This window comes from Cognatundibacterium crateris (genome assembly GCF_010078235.1).
GTDB classification, from domain to species: Bacteria; Pseudomonadota; Gammaproteobacteria; order Burkholderiales; family Burkholderiaceae_D; genus Undibacterium; species Undibacterium crateris.
The window spans coordinates 283,520-301,922 of the sequence record NZ_JAABOS010000002.1 but is presented as its reverse complement, the minus strand read 5'-3'; the positions used below and the strand labels follow the sequence as shown (position 1 = coordinate 301,922).

Genomic DNA, 18,403 nt, shown 5'->3' with positions numbered 1-18,403 from the left:
TGGGGCATACATGATACAGCGATCACCCTTGCAAACCAGCGCCGGTCCAGTGACTGTGCCTTGCCAGACTTTGCCCTACGCGCTTATGCAGCAGCATATTGCCCCGGCTCTGATGGTGCTGAGTGCGGCTTTGCTGACTGCTTGCGGCAGCACGCCACACGCCCCGGCACCGGTGCAGGAAACACGTCCGGTCACGGCTAAGCCTTCCGGCACACCGGTACTGCCAAAAGCGAATTCGGGTAAGGGTGGTTATTACAAGGATGATGGTCCGGGCGATAATCCACCGGAAGGCCTGGAATTCACGGTCGATCCGATTCCGATGGTCGAGAGTTTTTCGCGCAGCGCCAATAAACCCTATGTGGTGTTTGGCAAAACCTATACCCCGATTGCCGATAGCACCACGCCCTTTATCCAGCGCGGCGTAGGCAGCTGGTATGGCAAAAAATTCCATGGTCAGCGTACCTCATCGGGCGAGCCGTATGACATGTACAAAATCACTGCCGCCCATCCTACGCTGCCTATCCCGTCTTACGCGCGCGTGACCAATCTGGGCAATGGCAAGCAAATTATTGTACGCATTAATGACCGTGGTCCGTTTCATGCCAGCCGCATCATCGATCTCTCTTATACTGCTGCACTGAAGCTGCAAATTCTGGGTAAGGGCAGTAGTCAGATCGAAGTCGAACGCCTGCTGCCAGCCGACATAGAACGCATGGCAGAAAACCGCAAAAATCAAGCCGTTCCAGTCAGTCAGCCCGCATCCGTGCTGGCGAATAACACAGTTCCTGTGCGTGTGCCGGAAGCGGCAGCCGTGGTCAGTACCTCACCGGTACCAGCACCGGCCAGCGTGAATATGGAAGCCTTAAATACAGCACAGGATGGCAGGCCAGTAGAAAAACTCAGTACGGTTGCTGCTACGCCAGCTACCAGCGGCTTTTATCTGCAATTCGGCGCCTATGCGATACGGGCGAATGCAGAAAACATCATGGGACATCTGAAAGGCAAGGCAGACAATCGCTTGCCGGGCTTTGATATTGTGCAGCAGGGTAGTCTCTACCGCCTGCTCAGCGGGCCGTTCAATAGCCGTGCCGAGGCCCAGCAAGTGTTAGCGCAAGTCGGCGATCTCGGGGTAGGGCGGCCTATTGTGATACAGCGCTGATCAGGCCGCCAAGTGGCGTGGCGCTTATGGTCACGATCAGGAATTACTCTTCTTCGCCAGCCTCTGATTTCATGCTCAGCGCGAGCTGGTACAAGGCATTTTTTTTCTGACCAGTCAGTTGCGCCGCCAGGCTGGCAGCTTGTTTGAGCGGACATTCCTGCAGCAGAATTTGCAGCACGCGCCGTGCTTCCAGCTGATCGGCCTGTTCCGCCTGTGCCTTGCCTTCGATAATCAGCACATATTCGCCCTTGAGCCTATGCGGGTCAGCCGCCAGCCAGCCAGGCGCCTGCGCTAAAGGGCAACGATGGATTTCTTCAAACAGCTTGCTCAATTCACGCGCAAATACGATGCGGCGCTCGCCGCCGAACGCTTCCAACATGGCTTGTACTGATTCTTCGATGCGGTGCGGCGCTTCGTAAAAAATCAGGCTGGCCTGCATGCTCTCCAGCTGTTGCAGGATGCTGGTGCGCTGTCCCGCTTTACTGGGTAAAAAACCGGCGAAGTAAAAATGCTCATCCAGCAGACCGCTGGCGGATAAGGCCGATATCGCGGCCGAGGCGCCGGGCAGTGGCGTGACCGGAATACCAGCTGCTTTAAGTTCATTGACGATTTTGGCACCCGGGTCTGAAACACCGGGCGTGCCTGCATCCGACACCAGTGCGATGCGTTCTCCAGCTTGCAGGCGTTGCAGGATTTTGCCTGCGACTTCACGCTCATTATGCTGATGCGCCGCGATCAGCGGTTTTTGTATGCCGTAACGGCTCAGTAATTGCGCGGTATTGCGCGTATCCTCACAGGCAATCGCGTCAGCCAGCGACAGCAGATGCAGCGCGCGCAGCGAAATATCGGCAATATTCCCTATCGGTGTCGCAACCACGTAAAAAGTACCGGCAGGATATTGCTGTCGGGTGACTGCTTCGATTAAGGTAGGGTGTGTGAATGGGGTGGATTCAGTGAGGCTCATAACTGTCCATTTCTGTGAAATCAAACGCTCAATCAGGCATTGTACGACATGAAGCGAGAAACCCGACCGCAAACTGCTGCACCGGACCGCAGAACGCCGCAGCGCCGGCGTGGTGATGCCGGTGAGGCGCTGGCCTTAGCCCATCTGGAGCAGGCCGGGCTGCGGCTGGTGCAAAAGAATTTTCTATGTCAGGGCGGAGAAATCGACCTGATCATGCAAGACCGTGAGACACTGGTCTTTGTGGAGGTACGCAGCCGTGCCTCAGCCAGCTTTGGCGGGGCTTTGGCCAGCATTACTCCGGCCAAGCAAAGGAAGTGGCAACATGCTGCCCAGGTGTACCTGATGGGGCTTCGTTCACAACCTGCCTGCCGTTTTGACGTAATTGCCATAGAAGCGGGTAAAATCACGTGGTTACAGAACGTCGTCCTTTAATAATCCCGGGATGGTCGCCAGATGGAACTGCTTTGGACTGCATGTTGTCCAAGCCCGTAACAACCGGTGTCATGCCTGAATCCGACTCATTATGACGAATCAAAGAATTGTGGCGCACTTCAAAGAAAGTGCCGAATTAAAAATGCGTGCAGCCGAAGAGCTGGCGCAGCCTATAGAGCAGGCCGTGGAACTCATGTTCCTGGCGCTATCTAATGGCAATAAGATTATGGCTTGCGGTAATGGCGGCTCCGCCGCTGATTGCCAGCATTTTGCAGCTGAGCTGGTCGGGCGTTTCGAACGTGAGCGCCTGCCGCTGCCAGCGATGGCGCTGACTACCGATAGTTCTATTTTGACGGCGGTGGCCAATGATTATAGTTTTCAGGAAGTGTTTTCCAAGCAGGTGCAGGCTTTCGGCCAGTCCGGTGACATCCTGCTCGCCATCACCACTTCCGGTAATTCAGTCAGCGTGATCAATGCGATCAATGCTGCACTGGAGCGCGATATGCGGGTTGTGGCGCTGACCGGTAAAGGCGGCGGCGCGGTGAATCAGCTGCTCAGCGATGCCGATGTACATATCTGTGTGCCGCATGACAGAACCGCGCGCATCCAAGAAGTACATTTGCTGACGATACATTGTTTATGCGACGGGATAGATTCCGCGCTGTTTGGAGGAGATGTGGATGACTAAAACTAAATGGCAAACTCTGGCGCGCCCGGTCGCCACCATTAGCCTGTGCCTGGCTGCTGCAGCCAGTCTGCAGGGCTGTGTGGAACTGGTGATAGGCAGTGCCGTGATGGGCACCTTTGCCGCCACTGACCGCCGTACTTTCGGTGCCCAGACGGAAGACAAGAGTATCGTCTTTAAAGGTGAAGTGCGTATTTCCAAAGCACTCGGCGATAGCGCGCATGTCAATGTGAATGCCTTCAACCGCCGTGCCCTGCTGACAGGTGAGGTCGCCGATGAGGCAGCGCGCCTGCGTGCTGAAAACGAAATGCGTGCAGTCGAAGGCGTGGTCTCTGTCATGAATGAGTTGCAGGTATCCGGTATTTCCAGCCTGTCTTCGCGTTCGAATGATGCGCTGATCACCACCAAGGTGAAAGCCACTTTCGTCGATACCAAAGACATGTTTGCCAGTGCCTTCAAAGTCGTTACCGAAGGCGGTGTCGTGTTTCTGATGGGACGTGTGACCCAGCGTGAAGGCGATCGTGCCGCTCAGGTAGCAGCCAGCATCAGCGGCGTCAGGAAAGTGGTGAAGGTATTCGAATACATTTCTGAAGCCGAGCTGCAGGAAATGACGGTGAAACCGAATACCAACCCGAGCACAACGACTAACAACTGATAGATTTCTGAACCGATGCCAGCGCATCGGTTTTTACTTTTTGCATGGAGCGTATGATGACTACATTGATCGTGATTCTCGTTATCCTGGCTGTACTGGCATTTTGGGTCATCGGTGTGTACAACCGCCTGGTCGGTTTGCGTAACCGTTTTAAAAACAGCTTTGCCCAGATCGACGTGCAACTCAAGCGTCGCTATGACCTGATCCCGAATCTGGTTGAAGTCGCAAAAGGCTATATGAAGCATGAGCGCGAAACGCTGGAAGCGGTGATCCACGCGCGTAATCAGGCAGTCAGTGCCAGCAGCAAAGCGGTGCTGGACCCGGCCGATGGCGCCTCAGTGCAGCAACTGGCCGCAGCAGAAGGCACACTCACGGCTTCGCTGGGTAAGATGTTCGCGCTGTCGGAGTCCTATCCTGACCTGAAGGCAAATCAGAACATGATACAGCTGACCGAAGAGCTGACCAGTACCGAAAACAAAATCGCGTTCACCCGTCAGGCCTATAACGACAGCGTCATGCAGTACAACACCAGTGCCGAACAATTCCCGGGTTCTGTGATTGCCGGTATGTTTGGCTTTCATACCGCTGAACTGTTACAGGCGACTGAGGCACCGGAAGAGCGTAAAGCAGTCAAAGTGTCGTTCTGATCCCATCCTGACACTGGCGCGATAGCCTATGAATTTCTTCGAACAGCAGGATCACGCTCACCGTGAGAGTAAGAAGCTGATTTTTCTTTTTATTCTCGCGGTGATTGCCATCGTGATCACCATTAATCTGAGCCTGGCCTTGCTGTGGCAATGGTATAGCGCCGGAACCCCGGGCGGCGGCCGCTTGCCAGCCGGTTTTTATCTGATGACCTCGGCCGCGGTATTGTTGTGCATAGGTGCCGGTACCGCGTTTGAAATGTTCCGTCTGCGCGATGGTGGTGATGCGGTGGCACAGATGGCTGGTGGTCGGCTGGTTGCGCCTGATTCACGTGATATTCACGAGCGTCGTTTGCTTAACGTGGTTGAGGAAATGTCGCTCGCAGCCGGTATCGCTTGTCCGAACGTGTATCTGCTCGATGAAGAAGATGCGATTAATGCCTTCGCTGCCGGTTATCACCAGAACGAGGCAGTGGTGGCGGTCACGCGCGGCACTTTGCACAGACTGACGCGGGATGAATTGCAAGGCGTGGTGGCGCATGAATTCAGTCATATCCTGAATGGCGATATGCGCATGAATATCCAGTTAATCGGAGTTTTATTCGGCATCCAGATGCTGGCCTTGTTTGGCCGTGGGCTGATCGAATGGGGTGCACGTTTCGGTGGCTCGCGCAGTCGTGATGACAAAGGGCCGCCTATTGGTCTGGTGATGCTGGCTGCTGGCGTGGTGTTATTTGTACTTGGTTATCTGGGCATTTTCTTTGGTCGCCTGATCCAGTCCGCCGTTTCACGCCAGCGTGAATTTCTGGCCGATGCCAGCGCAGTCCAGTTCACGCGTAATCCTCAGGGCATAGGTGGTGCTCTGCAAAAGATAGGTGGCCTGACAGAAGAAACTGGCTGTGGCTCACGTATCGAGAGTCAGCGCGCTGAACAGTTATCGCATTTATTCCTGGGTGCAGCCAGACCTAATTTTCTGTCAGGCCTGTTTGCCACCCATCCACCGCTGGAAGAGCGGCTGCAACGCGTGTACGGCCGTCAGGTACGTTTTGTACAGGCCGAAGAACTGAACGACAACGAGTTTGGTGATACACCGGCGGCCGCATCCGGTTTCGCCGCCGCAGCTTCAGCTCCAGTCTCAGCCTCAGCCTCAGCCTTCCCATCAGGTGGCAACCAGAATGTGCAATGGGGACATCACGGCAGCGCTACAGCCGCATCGGGTGCCGCCTATCCACAAACTGCAGTGTCAGGCACAGACGATATGAGTTTGCTGCAATCCGCCTGCCGTGAACCGCAATCTGCACGTGCGCTGATGTGTGCTTTGCTGCTGGATGTGACGCAATTACAGGCGTATCAGCTGCAATGGCAATACATACAGCAAGCGGCACCTGAACTCGCTGTGCAGGTCAAGGCTTTGCAGATCGCGCTTGCCAATAGCGGTAACAGTGCACGTCTGCATTGGATAGATCTGGCCATGCCTGCACTCAAATCCTGCTCTGAACAGCAAAAAGCCAGTTTGCTACAACTGGTCGCACAATTGACCGGCGCCGATGGCAAGCTCAGTGAAAATGAGTTCGTGCTACAAACTGTGCTGGAACGTCGCTTAAGTCCGAATGCTGCGCGTGCGGTGAAAGTGCGTTACGCCGATCTGACGATGCTTAAAGGCGAAACCGCATTGCTGATTTCGCTGCTGCTCAGCGGCAGTGGAAGCCAGCGCACGCAGGGTTTTGCTGCTGCCAGTGCGGTGTTACCGGCATTGCGTTTGCAAACCACCGATTTGCGCGAATTCGCTCAGCCGGGTCAGCTCGATTATCAGGAAGTCAGGCGGGCGCTGGCGCAGCTTAATCAGCTGGCACCGCTCGCCAAACCCTTGCTAATCCGCGCCATGCTGGCTGCCATTCAGGCACAGCAGGGACTGGATGATCAGCGCAAGCAGGAATTATTGCGCGGCGTATGCGCCGCCATCGATGTGCCTATCCCCGATCTGCAAAGCATGCGCGACGCGCTGGCGCGTTGAAGCAGTAATTGCGCAAAGCAGGGGAGTGCTGCTTATCCCTGCTTTACTGCGCTTGAAAGTGACTATCACAAGCCGCGCTTCAGCATTTGCAGTGCCTGCAGATAGCTGGATTTGAGCCGGTACAGTTGCGCTGGCCGGTGCGCACCGGACGCGGTAAATTGTCCATCGATGGCTTCCAGCATATCCATTTCAGTCATCTTTCTGCGGAAGCTCACCTTGTTAATCGCTTCACCAAGCAGCGCTTCGTACACCCGTTGTAGCTGTGGCAGGGTGAAGCTCTGTCCCAGCAAATAGCAGGGCAAAGAGGAATACTGGCTTTTACTGCGCAAGCGTGCGACTGCGGCTGCCAGAATGGTGTCATGGTCGAAAGGCAGTGACATGGTGGCGTCAACACTCACCAGATTCAGGCCGGATGAGCAGGCCGGTTCAATCACGTCAAACGGTACCAGCGCATAATAGGCGATCGACACCGACCAGCCACGCGGATCACGTTTCGGCCCGGAAAACGTCGCCAATTGTTCAAGATAAGGGGCGTCTATGCCAGTTTTTTGCTTGAGCACCCTGAATGCCGCCGCATGCGTATCTGCATCTTCTTCGGCGTGAATATATCCACCGGGCAGGGTGGCGCTATCTTGAAATGGTGGCTTATCCCGCTGCAATAATGCGACTTTCAAGCCTGTCTCATCCAGGGTCAATAAGACGACATCTACCGTACAAATCACTTCACTCACCGAATTCTCCGTTTTCTCCGTTGTCATGACTCTGCATGTATAACCTGTATTGTTATCCGACAATTACCTCTGACACAAATCACTTCGCATTTCCCGGGAAAAATAGTAAGTCACCCGCACTGTGTTTAGAATAAAACAGTTAGTTGCAATATTAAACTAAGTTGCCTATAATGGCTTCACTGTTTGCTGTTTATGGCAAAAAGTAAATCTTCTTGAATTACAGTTGTATAACGAGGATGCTGTTTCCGCTTTCTGTCAATAAGGATTTCCGATGCTCAGTTCAAATTCATATCGCTATTTTTTGCCCAACCTTGATCAGGTAGGGGTGCTCTATAAGCAGTTTGAATTCCGTAGCGGTGAGCACCACTTCCAGCTGCCACAGCTGGAGCACAAGCCGGTACAGATATTATTCAAATACAGCGGCGATCAATCGATGATGCAATTGCTGTTGTTCACCGATGCCTTACGACGTCAGGGATTGAATGACATCCATTTGTTCATGCCGTATTTTCCTGGCGCACGCCAAGACCGTGTTTGTAATCCGGGTGAACCCTTGTCCGCCAAGGTGTATGCCGACCTGGTCAATCACCAGCATTACAGCAGTGTGCATATATTTGACCCGCATAGTGACGTGATCAGTGCCTTGCTTAATCAGGTACACATCACCAAGAATCACCGTTTGATCAAGGCGGTTGTCGATGACTTGAATACTGATATCACACTGGTTTCACCGGATGCGGGTTCGAATAAAAAGATCTTCGAATTGTCCGCTTACTTAGGTGGACTGCCTGTGGTCAGGGCTGACAAAATTCGTGATGTTAAAAATGGCGCAATCGTCGGAACCGAAGTGTTTTGCGACGATCTGTCTGGGAAGACCGCATTGATCGTAGACGATATCTGTGCCGGTGGCCGTACCTTCATCGAGCTGGCGAAAAAGCTCAAAGCCAAACACTGTGCCAAAGTTGTGCTGGCAGTCTCGCATTACGAGGGCAGTGCACAAATCAGTCAATTGCAGGAAAGTGGCATCGATGCTGTCTACACCACCAACAGTATGCAGACACAGAGCAGTTCTGACTTTTTAATCGTCAAAGATATTTGGGCATTCATGCCCGTACAAGGAGAATAACAATGAATTTGAATCCGGTTACCGCTATAGATGGCTATAAAGTCGATCACCGCCGTCAATACCCTGACAATACACAGATTATCTTCAGCAATCTGACTGCCCGTGCGACACGCAGGGAATACACCAAGGAAATGGTGTTCTTCGGTTTGCAGTATTTTGTCAAAAACTTCCTGATCAAGACCTGGCAAGAAAACTTTTTTGCGCAGCCCAAAGAAGCGGTGGTTCGCCAGTTTTCAAGACGAATCAATAATTATCTGGGCCCGAATAATGTAGGAACGAAGCACATAGAAGAACTGCATGATTTAGGGTATCTGCCCATCAAAATCCTGGCTTTGCCTGAGGGTACTGTGTATCCGGTCAAGGTGCCATGCCTGGTGATTTATAACACCGACCAACGCTTTTTCTGGCTCACTAATTACCTGGAAACCATCTTGTCGACCAATGTCTGGGGCATGTGCACCAGTGCGACCACTGCGCATGAATACAGAAAAATTCTGACTGCCTACGCGAAGGAAACTGATGGCAATCTCGATTTCGTGACCTGGCAGGGACATGATTTCAGTTTCCGTGGCATGTATGGTGCAGAAGCCGCGACCATGAGCGGTGCCGCACACTTACTGAGCTTCAGCGGCACCGACACCATACCGGCTATCGACTTTTTGGAAGACTATTACGGTGCCAACAGCGATCTGGAACTGGTGGGTGGCAGTGTTGCCGCCACCGAGCACTCCGTGATGTGTGCCGGTGGTATGGACAATGAACTGGAAACTTTCCGTCGTCTGATTCAGGATATCTATCCGGCCGGCATCGTCAGCATCGTGTCCGACTCCTGGGATTTCTGGCAAGTGATGACCGACTTCACCGTCAAGCTCAAAGCCCAGATTCTGGCACGTGAAGGCAAAGTCGTTTTCAGACCAGATACCGGTTGCCCGGTCAAAATGATCTGCGGTGACCCCGATGCCCCCGCTGGTACACCCGAATTCAAAGGTGCAATCGAATGTCTGTGGGAAGTATTTGGTGGAACCGAAACAGCGCAGGGATATAAGCTGCTCGATCCGCATGTGGGCCTGATCTATGGCGACTCGATTACGATTGAGCGCGCCACGGCGATTTGCCAGGGCCTCAAGGACAAGGGCTTTGCCTCGACCAATGTGGTGTTCGGGATAGGCAGTTATACCTACCAGCATGTGACCCGTGATACCGATGGCTTTGCCGTCAAAGCGACCTTCGCCAGAATTGCAGATGAAGACCGCGAGATTTTCAAAGCACCGAAAACCGGTGACGGTACCAAAAATTCCGCAAAAGGTCTGGTCGCCGTTTTCCAGGACAAAGACGGTGATTTTTATCTCAAAGATCAGGCCAGCTGGGACGAGGTCAATCATTGTGCCTTTGTGCCAGTCTTTGAAAACGGCAAACTGCTCAACGAAGTCACGCTGGCAGAAGTCAGAGCCAGGTTAGCGGCGAGCCTGTGAGCAGCAGCCATCTGCGTCTGAGTCTGCGTGGGGAGTTCCGTTTGTAATTCGCTCAAAAAAAGAGGCTGCCCGCAGGCAGCCTGTTTTTTGTTTGTGCGGCCCGGATGCGTAATGTACTCAGGTACGCCCGACGATGGATGCCGTCGCCATCAATTCGTCGATCAGCGATAACAGCATTTTGCCGGACATGGTGTAGGGGTCCAGCACCGGCAGCGGTGAGTATTTGAGCACGGTAGATGGATTGATGCGCGCCATATTGGCCTGACCCATGGTCCAGCTTGGGTAGCGCCGTTCCTGGATTTCTTCATAATCGAGCAGCATCACATCTTTGTGGCGAGTGTCTTTCAAAATGTGGCCGTACAGGGCATTGACCGCTTCGCGACCGCCTTCCAATACCTGAATAAATACCTGATCGGTATGGCATAGCACGCCGGTGATGCCATGCGCCGGATTATGGGTGCGTGAAGCTTGTAATATCGATTGCACCAGGTCGCAGGGACTGGTTTCGGTCGGACGGCTGGCATATAACAAACGGACTAGCATGATAATTCCCTGTCTGGATGAGCGTGGAATAGAGTGGATCAGCGCATAAATACGGTATCAGGCCAACAGATTCAGCGTTTGATCAGCGATAAGAATTCACGGCGCAGATTCGGGTCTTTCAGGAAAGAACCGTGCATCACGCTGTTAATCATTTTGGATTCGGAATCCTTCACACCGCGCCAGTGCATGCAGAAGTGATCGGCTTCCATCACGACCGCCAGACCATCCGGCTGCATTTTTTCCTGCAGCGTATCGGCCAGCTGCACGACGGCTTCTTCCTGAATCTGCGGACGGCTCATGATCCATTCGGCGATGCGCGCATACTTGGACAGGCCGATCAGATTGGAATGCTCATTCGGCATCACACCTATCCAGACCTTGCCGATGATGGGGCACAGGTGATGTGAGCAGGCGCTGCGCACGGTGATCGGGCCGATGATCATCAGCTCATTCAGATGCGAGGCATTCGGAAATTCGGTGACGGATGGCATAGGCACATAGCGGCCACCGAACACTTCATTGATAAACATTTTGGCGACACGGCGGCCGGTATCCTGGGTGTTGTGATCGCTTTCGGTATCGATCACCAGGCTTTGCAGCACGGCGCGCATTTTTTCTTCTACCTCTGCCTGTAGTTCAGCCAGTTCGCCGGCTTCGATGAAGCGCGCGATATTGTCATTGGCGTGAAAGCGCGTATTGCTGGCGACGATGCGCTCGCGTATGCGCTGTGACACAGGGATATTGACCGCTTTATAAGCGATCGTTGCGTTGGGAGCGATGGGGGTCTCGTTAGACATACTGAATTCCTATCAGGAAGGCCGATTTGCCAGAGCGCGTATGGTAACTGAATTAATCTGTTTGTGTTTTTTCCGCTTGCGCTTTCTGTCCTTGCTGCATTTCCTGCTGTTCTTTCAACTCCTGCAGTACCTGTGGCAGACAGCGTGGACATAGGCAACTGCTGAGACCGCGTGCCGCCAGTATTTGCAGGCTGTCGGTATCGATGGCGGGCAGGCTCACACACCAGCAATCCTGCCCGGTCCGGTCAGCCATGGCGCAGGTAAACGGCTCAGCACAACGTGCACACTGGCTCATGGCGGATCCTGACGCTGATCTGCGCCCAGGTACCTGGGCAATTCGCGCATGGCATGTCTTAAGCTTTGCATCTGCTGATTGAAATTGGTACATGCCTTGCACATAGACAGATGGAGCTGCAGGCGGGTACGTGCGGAGAACGGCAGACGCCGGTCCATGCCTTCAGACACCAATTGATGCGCTTGTTTGCAACTGAGTAGGATACGCATGGCTTGCTTGTATTTTGTTAGTAGTTAGGGGTGAGTGAATAATCAACGCAATGCTGAGAGCTGCGCTTTAGCGGGCATACCAGTTCAAATCCAGGCATTCACGCAGCCGCAGCCGGGCGCGATACAGCACTACCCACAGATTAGACGCAGTTAAGCCCAATTCCTTACAAATTTCTTCGGTATCGAGTTCCAGCCATTCGCGCATCATGAAAACCCGGGCTGTTTTTTCCGGCAGTTTTTCCAGGCAGGCTTCCAGTACGCGGAAAAAATCCTTCTGTTCCAGCTCGCTGTCGGGGCGTGCCCAGGCTTGCGGCTGCGATACCGTATGTCCGTTGGCCAGAAACAGCTGATCGATCAGATCGCTGTCATCCCCGTCTTCATTGGTCTCCAGCCGGTTTTCCTTCTGTGAGGCGCGTAAATGGTCGATGATCTTAAATTTCAGGATGCCGGTCACATAGGTGCGCAGACTGGATTGCCCGGCATAGCTGTCCGGCTTTTCCAGTACCGCGAGCAGCGCTTCCTGCACCGCATCTTCGGCGGCGGCCTCCTGTCGCAATTGTAAAAAAGCAAAGCGCAACAAGGCCGGACGTAATTCTTCTAATTGTTGATGCAGACGGGTCAAAGGCATGATGGCGGCGATTTCAGAATTTGCGTCAGGTTGAGCAGAAGTTTCCTGTAAAATTCGGGGCGAACAAGAACTCGTATCAGGCTACTCGGTCAACAGAGTTCCTACCCTTCATGATATTCAGGATACCGTCATTATGAGCGATTTGAACCCAAACGCGGCTGCACCCAACGCACCTATCGATAAATTAGCTGGCGTTGAGCCTGCTATTAAAGCAGAAATTCTGGCAGAGGCGCTGCCCTATATCCGTAAATTTCACGGTAAAACTATCGTCGTGAAATACGGTGGAAATGCGATGACAGAAGAACGTCTGAAGCACGGCTTTGCACGTGATGTGATTTTGCTCAAGCTGGTTGGTATGAATCCGGTCGTGGTGCATGGCGGTGGCCCACAGATCGACAATGCGCTCAAAAAGATGGGTAAGCAAGGGACTTTTATTCAGGGCATGCGTATCACCGACGAAGAAACCATGGAAGTGGTGGAATGGGTACTGGGCGGTGAAGTGCAGCAGGATATCGTGATGCTGATTAATCATTACGGTGGCCAGGCGGTAGGTCTGACCGGTAAAGATGGTGGATTGATCCGTGCACGTAAGATGATGATGCCTGACCGTGAAAATCCGGGTGAAATGCTGGATATCGGCTATGTCGGTGAAATCGACGCGATCAATCCGGCCGTCGTCAAAGCGCTGCAGGATGATGCCTTCATTCCTATTATTTCCCCTATCGGTTTCGGTGAAGACGGTCAGGCATACAACATCAATGCCGATCTGGTGGCCGGTAAGATCGCTGAAATCCTGAAGGCAGAGAAGCTGATCATGATGACCAATATCCCCGGCGTGCTGGATAAACAGGGTAATCTGGTGACGGACTTGTCAGCACGTGAAATCGATGAGATGTTCGCTGATGGCACCATTTCCGGCGGTATGCTGCCTAAGATTTCCTCGGCGCTGGATGCCGCCAAATCGGGCGTGAACACTGTCCATATTATCGATGGCCGTATCGAGCACTCTCTGCTGCTGGAAGTGTTGACCGAACAGGCGTTCGGTACCATGATCCGCAGCCACTAAGTCATGCTGGTAGTCCGGCAAGCGGCCTTGCGCAGCACTGCTTCTGCGCGGCGCCGCATCTGGTTATTCGATCTGGACAATACGCTGCACAATGCCTCGCATGCGATTTTCCCGCAGATTAACCGTAATATGAATGCCTGCATCGCCCGTGTACTGGGCGCTGCCGGCCAGCCGGACGACGAAGCCAGTGTCAACGCCTTACGCCAGTTGTATTACCAGCGCTATGGCGTGACCATGCTGGGCATGGTCAACCATTATGGCGTCAGGGCTGAAGAGTTTTTACAGCAAGCTCATCAGTTCGATGATCTGCCTGCCATGATCCGTGCCGAACGTGGCCTGGCGCGCCGCCTGCGTGCACTGCCTGGCCATAAAATCCTGCTGACCAATGGCCCGCAACAGTATGCGCGTCAGGTGCTGCAGCATCTGAAGCTGCATAAGCATTTTTCCCACCATATCGCGGTCGAGTCCATGCGTGTGCATGGCAAGCTGCAACCTAAACCATCCCGCCCTTTTTTACGCCGTTTGCTGGCCAGACATCGCTGGTCTGCGCGTGACTGCATCCTGGTCGAAGACAGCGTCGACAATCTGCGTGCCGCCAAGCGTGAAGGGCTGAAGACGGTACTGTTGCATGGCTATGTGCCGCGTCAGCAGCAACAGCGCCCGCCTGCTCAGCATCGTGCCGCTTGTATCGATTACCGCTATGCCTCAGTCCGGCATTTATTACGTGCTGTGGGAAGAATTTAGCGCCATCCTGCGGCCTTTGAATTAATATTGATAACATTTGTTACAGTCATACACCAGGCTTATAACAGACATGTGACAATAAAATGCTTAAATTTTGAGCAGAAGCTTGATTTATCCCTTAAAATTCGCTCTGTAAATTTCCATGTGGAAATATTAAATTCAGATTGGACAGACGCAAACTCGTTCCGGCAAGGCAAAACCAAGCACGGACGACCCTGGCCTCAACATCGCTGTCGTGTTACTGCGGCTGTCCTCAGAATCACCTATCTGCAAGCTGCAGACCCGCTGTACGCCTACGCGCAAAACGCTGATTCTCCTGATTATCCGACCCCGCCCGGCATTTCTGACCGGGTGTGGCCCATTTTTTTTAAAATTTATTGAGACGATGAAATTAAACTTAATTAAATCCCTGTCCGCCAGCTTGTTAGCCCTGTGTGCCTCCGTACCTTTACTGGTCAATGCGGCACCTGCACTGCGCATGGTGGTGCAGGAAGGTACTTCAAGCAGTGGCGAGTCCGAGTACAGCACACGTAAATACCAGCAACTGGCCAGCGTACTGAGCACCTATCTGAAACGTGAAGTTCAGGTAACCGGCTTATCGCCTTCGCGTCAGTTTGATGCTGATCCTCTGCGTCAGGCCGATATCCTGATTGCACGTCCGAATGCGGTAGCTGGTATGGCGATACAGACTCTGGGCTATACCACCGTGGTTGGTCTGGATTCCGGCGTGAAAAGTCAGACGGTATTGATGGGACCACCTGGCCTGAAAAAGTTTATTAAATCGCCTGAAGAATTGAAAAAACTGCGTTTTGCCATGCCACCGGCTGACAGCGAAATCACGCGTGAAGCGCTGCGTATGCTGGCTGGCATGGGTGTGAATCCCGATGCACTGACTGTGTATAACGTCAATTTGCAAGCCACCATTCCATTCGCATTGGAAAACAAAATGGCGGATGTCGGCGTGGTGAAATCCGATGCAACTGTGTTCGCTAAAATGACTGCTGCCGGTCACGTTGTTTTGGCCGATGGTGAAAAAACTGCACCGTGGGTGATGCTAGCCAATAAGAAAATGGGTGACGAACAGGTGGATCAGTTACGCATGGCCGTGATGAGCATGATGAATAATGCAGAACACAAAGCCGTGTTGCAGAATATCCGTGTGCAGAATGTGGTGGATGTGGATCCTAAGCTCTACGTCAATGCTTATCGCCGTTATAGCCTGCGCTAAGCGGCCAGCCAGGAAAACTGGCTGAAATTTGGCTTGGTTTTACCTTATTTGGCTGTAATCTGCGCTGTCAAGTACTGCAGGAAAATTAAAGTTTGCAAGATTGCTTCACACAGACCGTGGGTTTCACATAGAATCTGGAACCCCGCTTGATTCATGCTGCCAGCTACAGATGGCAGTACCGGTTGCCGAAGCAAGTAGCGGAACAGCTGAAAATGCGTGCACCTGAACGGTGTGTGGATGTTCTTCGTACACTTAGTACCCAGTTAAACAGATCAGAGAAAAATGGCTAGTACCAAACCCGGCGAGCGTAAACTACAGATTTTGCAGACGCTGGCAGCAATGTTGGAAAATCCGAAAGGCGAGAAAATCACCACGGCAGCCTTAGCTGCCCGGGTGGCGGTGTCAGAAGCGGCACTGTATCGCCATTTCGCGAGTAAGGCACAGATGTTTGAAGGCCTGATTGAATTCATCGAAGCTTCGGTGTTCGGGCTGATCAATCAGATCACTGAACAACAGGAAGAGGGCATTCTGCAGGCACAGGCAATTGCCCAGATGTTGCTGAACTTTGCAGAAAAAAATCCCGGCATGACCCGGGTTTTGACCGGTGATGCGCTGGTCAATGAAGATGAGCGTTTGCAGGCCAGGATGAATCAGTTTGCTGACCGCATAGAAATGGCATTCCGCCAGGCGCTGCGGCTGGCAGTAAGCCAGGGTAAGATCGCTGATGCAGAAGCCGCTGCCCGTGCCAACATGTTGACCAGCCTGGTATTTGGACGTTGCTTACGCTACGCCAAAACCGGCTTTAAACAGTCCCCGACCGAGGGTGCTGCATTACAAATCGCCATCTTATTGCACTGAATTGCAGCCGCAGACACAAAGCAGAGTTCTGCTTTGTGTCATGCTGCGTCGCATGAAATGTTTTCTCCCTATAGTTTCCGATTCCCCAGTATGATCGGGAGCATTGTCTGAAAAACAGGCAATGTTCGTATTTCAAGATCAAACCTGCACAGACGGGCTTATCAGGAGACAACATGGAAACCACAGGACTACCCGCCAAACGGCGTCAAATCGATGTACTGCTCAGCAAATACGCAGAGAGTCATCTGCATCCCACCAATGAATTAATACACTGTGTCTGCGTACCAGCTATCGTATTTTCCTTGCTGGGTCTGATCTGGGCGCTGCATCCGCTCGCAGCCTACGCGATGGTGATGACCAGCCTGATTTACTACTTTTCTTTATCTACCCGTTTTGCGCTGGGGATGTTGCTGATGTCCGCCGCGATGCTGGCTGTTTTGCAGCAATTGCCGCAACAGGGCGTCTGGCAAATTTCACTCGCCGTCTTTGTGCTGGCCTGGATAGGACAGTTTATCGGTCATCGCATAGAAGGAAAAAAACCTTCGTTTTTCGATGACCTGCGGTTTTTGCTGGTGGGTCCCTTGTTTGTGCTGGGATTGTTGTACCGTCGTCTCGGTATCAGCTATTGAGCTGTTTTGGCGTCTGGCAGCGCGCTGTTCGGGTCATACAGGCGCCAGGTATTGCGGCCAGCAGCTTTTGCTGCCTGCAATGCCAGATCGGTATTGCGCAGGAACAGGCGCTGTTCATGTGCATGTAAAGGGCAGCATGAAATACCGATACTGCCTGTGATCAGTAGTGAACTGCCATTCAGTATCAGTGGCCGGCGCAAGGCCTGCAGCAGGCGTTCCGCCAGCTGACGCACGGTATCCAGCGGGCCAGCTGCTGGCAGGATTACCGCAAATTCGTCAGCACCGACCCGGCACAGGGTATCGGTATTACGCAAAACTTCCATCAGACGCTCAGACATCGCGATCAATACCTGATCGCAGAGGTCATATCCCAGCTTATCCGAAATCGTTTTGAACTGATCAAGGTCGATAAACATCAGCGCCATCATCTCATTATTGCTAATCGCCTCTTCCACGCAATTGGTAATCAGTTTGTGGAAATAATGGCGGTTGGGCAGCTTGGTCAGGCTATCGTGATTCTCAAGGATGCTGATACGGTTTTCCATATCGCGTCTTTCTCTGGCCTCTGCGTGCTGATCAGATTCCCAGCTTTCCATCCTTGCCAGCATCAGGTTGCAATGCGTATGCAGGCTGCCAAAGTCGCGTATCCGGTCGGCCGGTGCGCGCAGGCTGTAGTCATTCAGCGTGGCAGATTTTTCTAAGACTGAAGCCAGGTCGGCGACGGGTTGCAAGGTCTGCAGATGTTTTTTGGTCAGCAGGTAAGCAGCACCCACAGCGCTGGCCAATGCGAACGGCAGGCCTGCTAACAGGATCAGCAGCAGATGCAGGTAGAGTGCAGTCTGACTGATTTCGACATACAGGTGACCACGTACATCGACCGAATCCTGGACCGGGGTACGTATCGTCATGGTCGTCAGCTGAGCTGATAACTCGCTCTCTGTGGTCAGCTCCACGGTCTTCATGCCATCCGGGTTCAGCAGATTGCCCTTGTCCCAGGCGACGATGGCGGCACCGTCTTTATTGAAGACGGCGATCGAAAGCATGCGCTTATCATGGGCTGCATTCAGCGTCAGATTCTGTACCCCGCGCAAATCACCGGTAATGATGCTGTCGGACAGATTATTGGCCAGCGTTTTCGCAGTTAACAGAAATTCTTCCCGCATATGTTGCTGCATCAAAGCGACACTGACCAGGCTGATACTGAACAATGCTGCCATCGCTGCAGCGATGGTATAGATCAGATTGTAGCGGAGTAGCTTCAGTCCGACTGGTAATCCGAAGGGAAGTATATTCATGTGAAACTCTGGCAGGGCGGTAACGGTATTATGGCTGTTAAGCAAAGCGCTGATTTAGCAATTGCGTGCGCAATATACCTTGCTGTGGTTTCTCTGTCACATGATCATTTGTAAAAATGACCTCAATCCGTAGTTTCCCTTATCGGGTTGGCGTCAAATTCTCTCTGGCCGATGCCGCCAGCAGCGCTGCACAATCGCGCAACTGCAGGTAAACTGCGTACCACTTTTC

21 protein-coding genes are annotated in these 18,403 nt (G+C 52.9%); 13 read left to right on the top strand and 8 right to left on the bottom strand.

The features are described from left to right. Positions 1-10 precede the first annotated feature (10 nt). Positions 11-1,159, top strand: coding sequence for a septal ring lytic transglycosylase RlpA family protein (locus tag EYB48_RS19355; protein WP_268895115.1), 1,149 nt, complete (start codon positions 11-13; stop codon positions 1,157-1,159). Between the two features lie 43 nt (positions 1,160-1,202). Here the strand turns inward: EYB48_RS19355 and rsmI are convergent, their stop codons facing one another. Then, on the bottom strand, positions 1,203-2,123 hold the full coding sequence (gene rsmI, locus EYB48_RS04575) for a 16S rRNA (cytidine(1402)-2'-O)-methyltransferase (protein ID WP_162019125.1): 921 nt from the start codon (positions 2,121-2,123) through the stop codon (positions 1,203-1,205). Between the two features lie 48 nt (positions 2,124-2,171). On the opposite strand from rsmI, the gene EYB48_RS04570 reads away from it, so the two are divergent. The 5 genes from EYB48_RS04570 (at position 2,172) to EYB48_RS04550 (ending at position 6,553) form a co-directional block, all read left to right on the top strand. Next, complete coding sequence (locus tag EYB48_RS04570) at positions 2,172-2,555, top strand: YraN family protein (protein ID WP_162019124.1); 384 nt, start codon at positions 2,172-2,174, stop codon at positions 2,553-2,555. 91 nt (positions 2,556-2,646) lie between these two features. Next, entirely contained in the window at positions 2,647-3,243 is a 597-nt protein-coding gene (locus tag EYB48_RS04565) for a phosphoheptose isomerase (RefSeq protein WP_162019123.1), read from the top strand. Next, the gene (locus tag EYB48_RS04560) at positions 3,236-3,895 is read left to right on the top strand and encodes a BON domain-containing protein (RefSeq protein WP_328823248.1); all 660 of its coding nucleotides are present in this window, start codon (positions 3,236-3,238) and stop codon (positions 3,893-3,895) included. The genes EYB48_RS04565 and EYB48_RS04560 overlap by 8 nt, the downstream gene beginning before the upstream one ends. A gap of 53 nt (positions 3,896-3,948) precedes the next feature. Beyond that, the gene (locus EYB48_RS04555) at positions 3,949-4,542 is read left to right on the top strand and encodes a LemA family protein (RefSeq protein WP_202927670.1); all 594 of its coding nucleotides are present in this window, start codon (positions 3,949-3,951) and stop codon (positions 4,540-4,542) included. Between the two features lie 28 nt (positions 4,543-4,570). Beyond that, positions 4,571-6,553: a M48 family metallopeptidase gene (locus EYB48_RS04550; protein WP_162019121.1), complete on the top strand. Its 1,983-nt coding sequence runs from the start codon at positions 4,571-4,573 to the stop codon at positions 6,551-6,553. A gap of 65 nt (positions 6,554-6,618) precedes the next feature. Here EYB48_RS04550 and EYB48_RS04545 read toward each other — a convergent pair whose 3' ends face one another. After that, positions 6,619-7,311, bottom strand: a complete 693-nt coding sequence (locus tag EYB48_RS04545) for an NUDIX hydrolase (RefSeq protein ID WP_202927669.1) — start codon at positions 7,309-7,311, stop codon at positions 6,619-6,621. A 244-nt stretch (positions 7,312-7,555) separates the two neighbouring features. On the opposite strand from EYB48_RS04545, the gene prs reads away from it, so the two are divergent. Together prs and EYB48_RS04535 are read left to right on the top strand one after the other, a co-directional pair. Next, complete coding sequence (prs, locus tag EYB48_RS04540; RefSeq protein ID WP_162019120.1) at positions 7,556-8,410, top strand: ribose-phosphate diphosphokinase; 855 nt, start codon at positions 7,556-7,558, stop codon at positions 8,408-8,410. Positions 8,411-8,412: 2 nt separating this feature from the next. Further along, entirely contained in the window at positions 8,413-9,882 is a 1,470-nt protein-coding gene (locus EYB48_RS04535) for a nicotinate phosphoribosyltransferase (protein ID WP_162019119.1), read from the top strand. Between the two features lie 117 nt (positions 9,883-9,999). Here the strand turns inward: EYB48_RS04535 and EYB48_RS04530 are convergent, their stop codons facing one another. The 5 genes from EYB48_RS04530 to EYB48_RS04510 all read right to left on the bottom strand — a co-directional run bounded on the left by EYB48_RS04530 (position 10,000) and on the right by EYB48_RS04510 (position 12,354). Continuing rightward, on the bottom strand, positions 10,000-10,425 hold the full coding sequence (locus tag EYB48_RS04530; protein WP_162019118.1) for a BLUF domain-containing protein: 426 nt from the start codon (positions 10,423-10,425) through the stop codon (positions 10,000-10,002). A 71-nt stretch (positions 10,426-10,496) separates the two neighbouring features. Further along, on the bottom strand, positions 10,497-11,222 hold the full coding sequence (folE, locus tag EYB48_RS04525; RefSeq protein WP_162019117.1) for a GTP cyclohydrolase I: 726 nt from the start codon (positions 11,220-11,222) through the stop codon (positions 10,497-10,499). Between the two features lie 52 nt (positions 11,223-11,274). Next, a complete protein-coding gene (locus EYB48_RS04520) occupies positions 11,275-11,517 on the bottom strand; it encodes a cysteine-rich CWC family protein (RefSeq protein WP_162019116.1) in 243 nt (80 codons plus the stop codon). Then, complete coding sequence (locus tag EYB48_RS04515) at positions 11,514-11,726, bottom strand: zf-HC2 domain-containing protein (protein WP_162019115.1); 213 nt, start codon at positions 11,724-11,726, stop codon at positions 11,514-11,516. The genes EYB48_RS04520 and EYB48_RS04515 overlap by 4 nt, the downstream gene beginning before the upstream one ends. Before the next feature lie 67 nt (positions 11,727-11,793). Then, complete coding sequence (locus EYB48_RS04510; protein WP_162019114.1) at positions 11,794-12,354, bottom strand: sigma-70 family RNA polymerase sigma factor; 561 nt, start codon at positions 12,352-12,354, stop codon at positions 11,794-11,796. Between the two features lie 133 nt (positions 12,355-12,487). Between EYB48_RS04510 and argB the strand changes: the two genes are divergently transcribed. The 5 genes from argB (at position 12,488) to EYB48_RS04485 (ending at position 16,879) form a co-directional block, all read left to right on the top strand. Beyond that, entirely contained in the window at positions 12,488-13,420 is a 933-nt protein-coding gene (argB, locus tag EYB48_RS04505; protein ID WP_230403863.1) for an acetylglutamate kinase, read from the top strand. A gap of 3 nt (positions 13,421-13,423) precedes the next feature. Further along, a complete protein-coding gene (locus EYB48_RS04500) occupies positions 13,424-14,164 on the top strand; it encodes a pyrimidine 5'-nucleotidase (RefSeq protein ID WP_162019113.1) in 741 nt (246 codons plus the stop codon). Between the two features lie 385 nt (positions 14,165-14,549). Further along, positions 14,550-15,392, top strand: coding sequence for a PhnD/SsuA/transferrin family substrate-binding protein (locus EYB48_RS04495; protein WP_162019112.1), 843 nt, complete (start codon positions 14,550-14,552; stop codon positions 15,390-15,392). A gap of 282 nt (positions 15,393-15,674) precedes the next feature. Then, on the top strand, positions 15,675-16,250 hold the full coding sequence (gene slmA, locus EYB48_RS04490; RefSeq protein ID WP_162019111.1) for a nucleoid occlusion factor SlmA: 576 nt from the start codon (positions 15,675-15,677) through the stop codon (positions 16,248-16,250). Positions 16,251-16,423: 173 nt separating this feature from the next. Then, a complete protein-coding gene (locus EYB48_RS04485; protein ID WP_162019110.1) occupies positions 16,424-16,879 on the top strand; it encodes an Mpo1 family 2-hydroxy fatty acid dioxygenase in 456 nt (151 codons plus the stop codon). Here EYB48_RS04485 and EYB48_RS04480 read toward each other — a convergent pair. Continuing rightward, positions 16,873-18,174: a sensor domain-containing diguanylate cyclase gene (locus tag EYB48_RS04480; RefSeq protein WP_162019109.1), complete on the bottom strand. Its 1,302-nt coding sequence runs from the start codon at positions 18,172-18,174 to the stop codon at positions 16,873-16,875. The two genes, EYB48_RS04485 and EYB48_RS04480, sit on opposite strands and share 7 nt — an antisense overlap. Positions 18,175-18,403 lie beyond the last annotated feature (229 nt).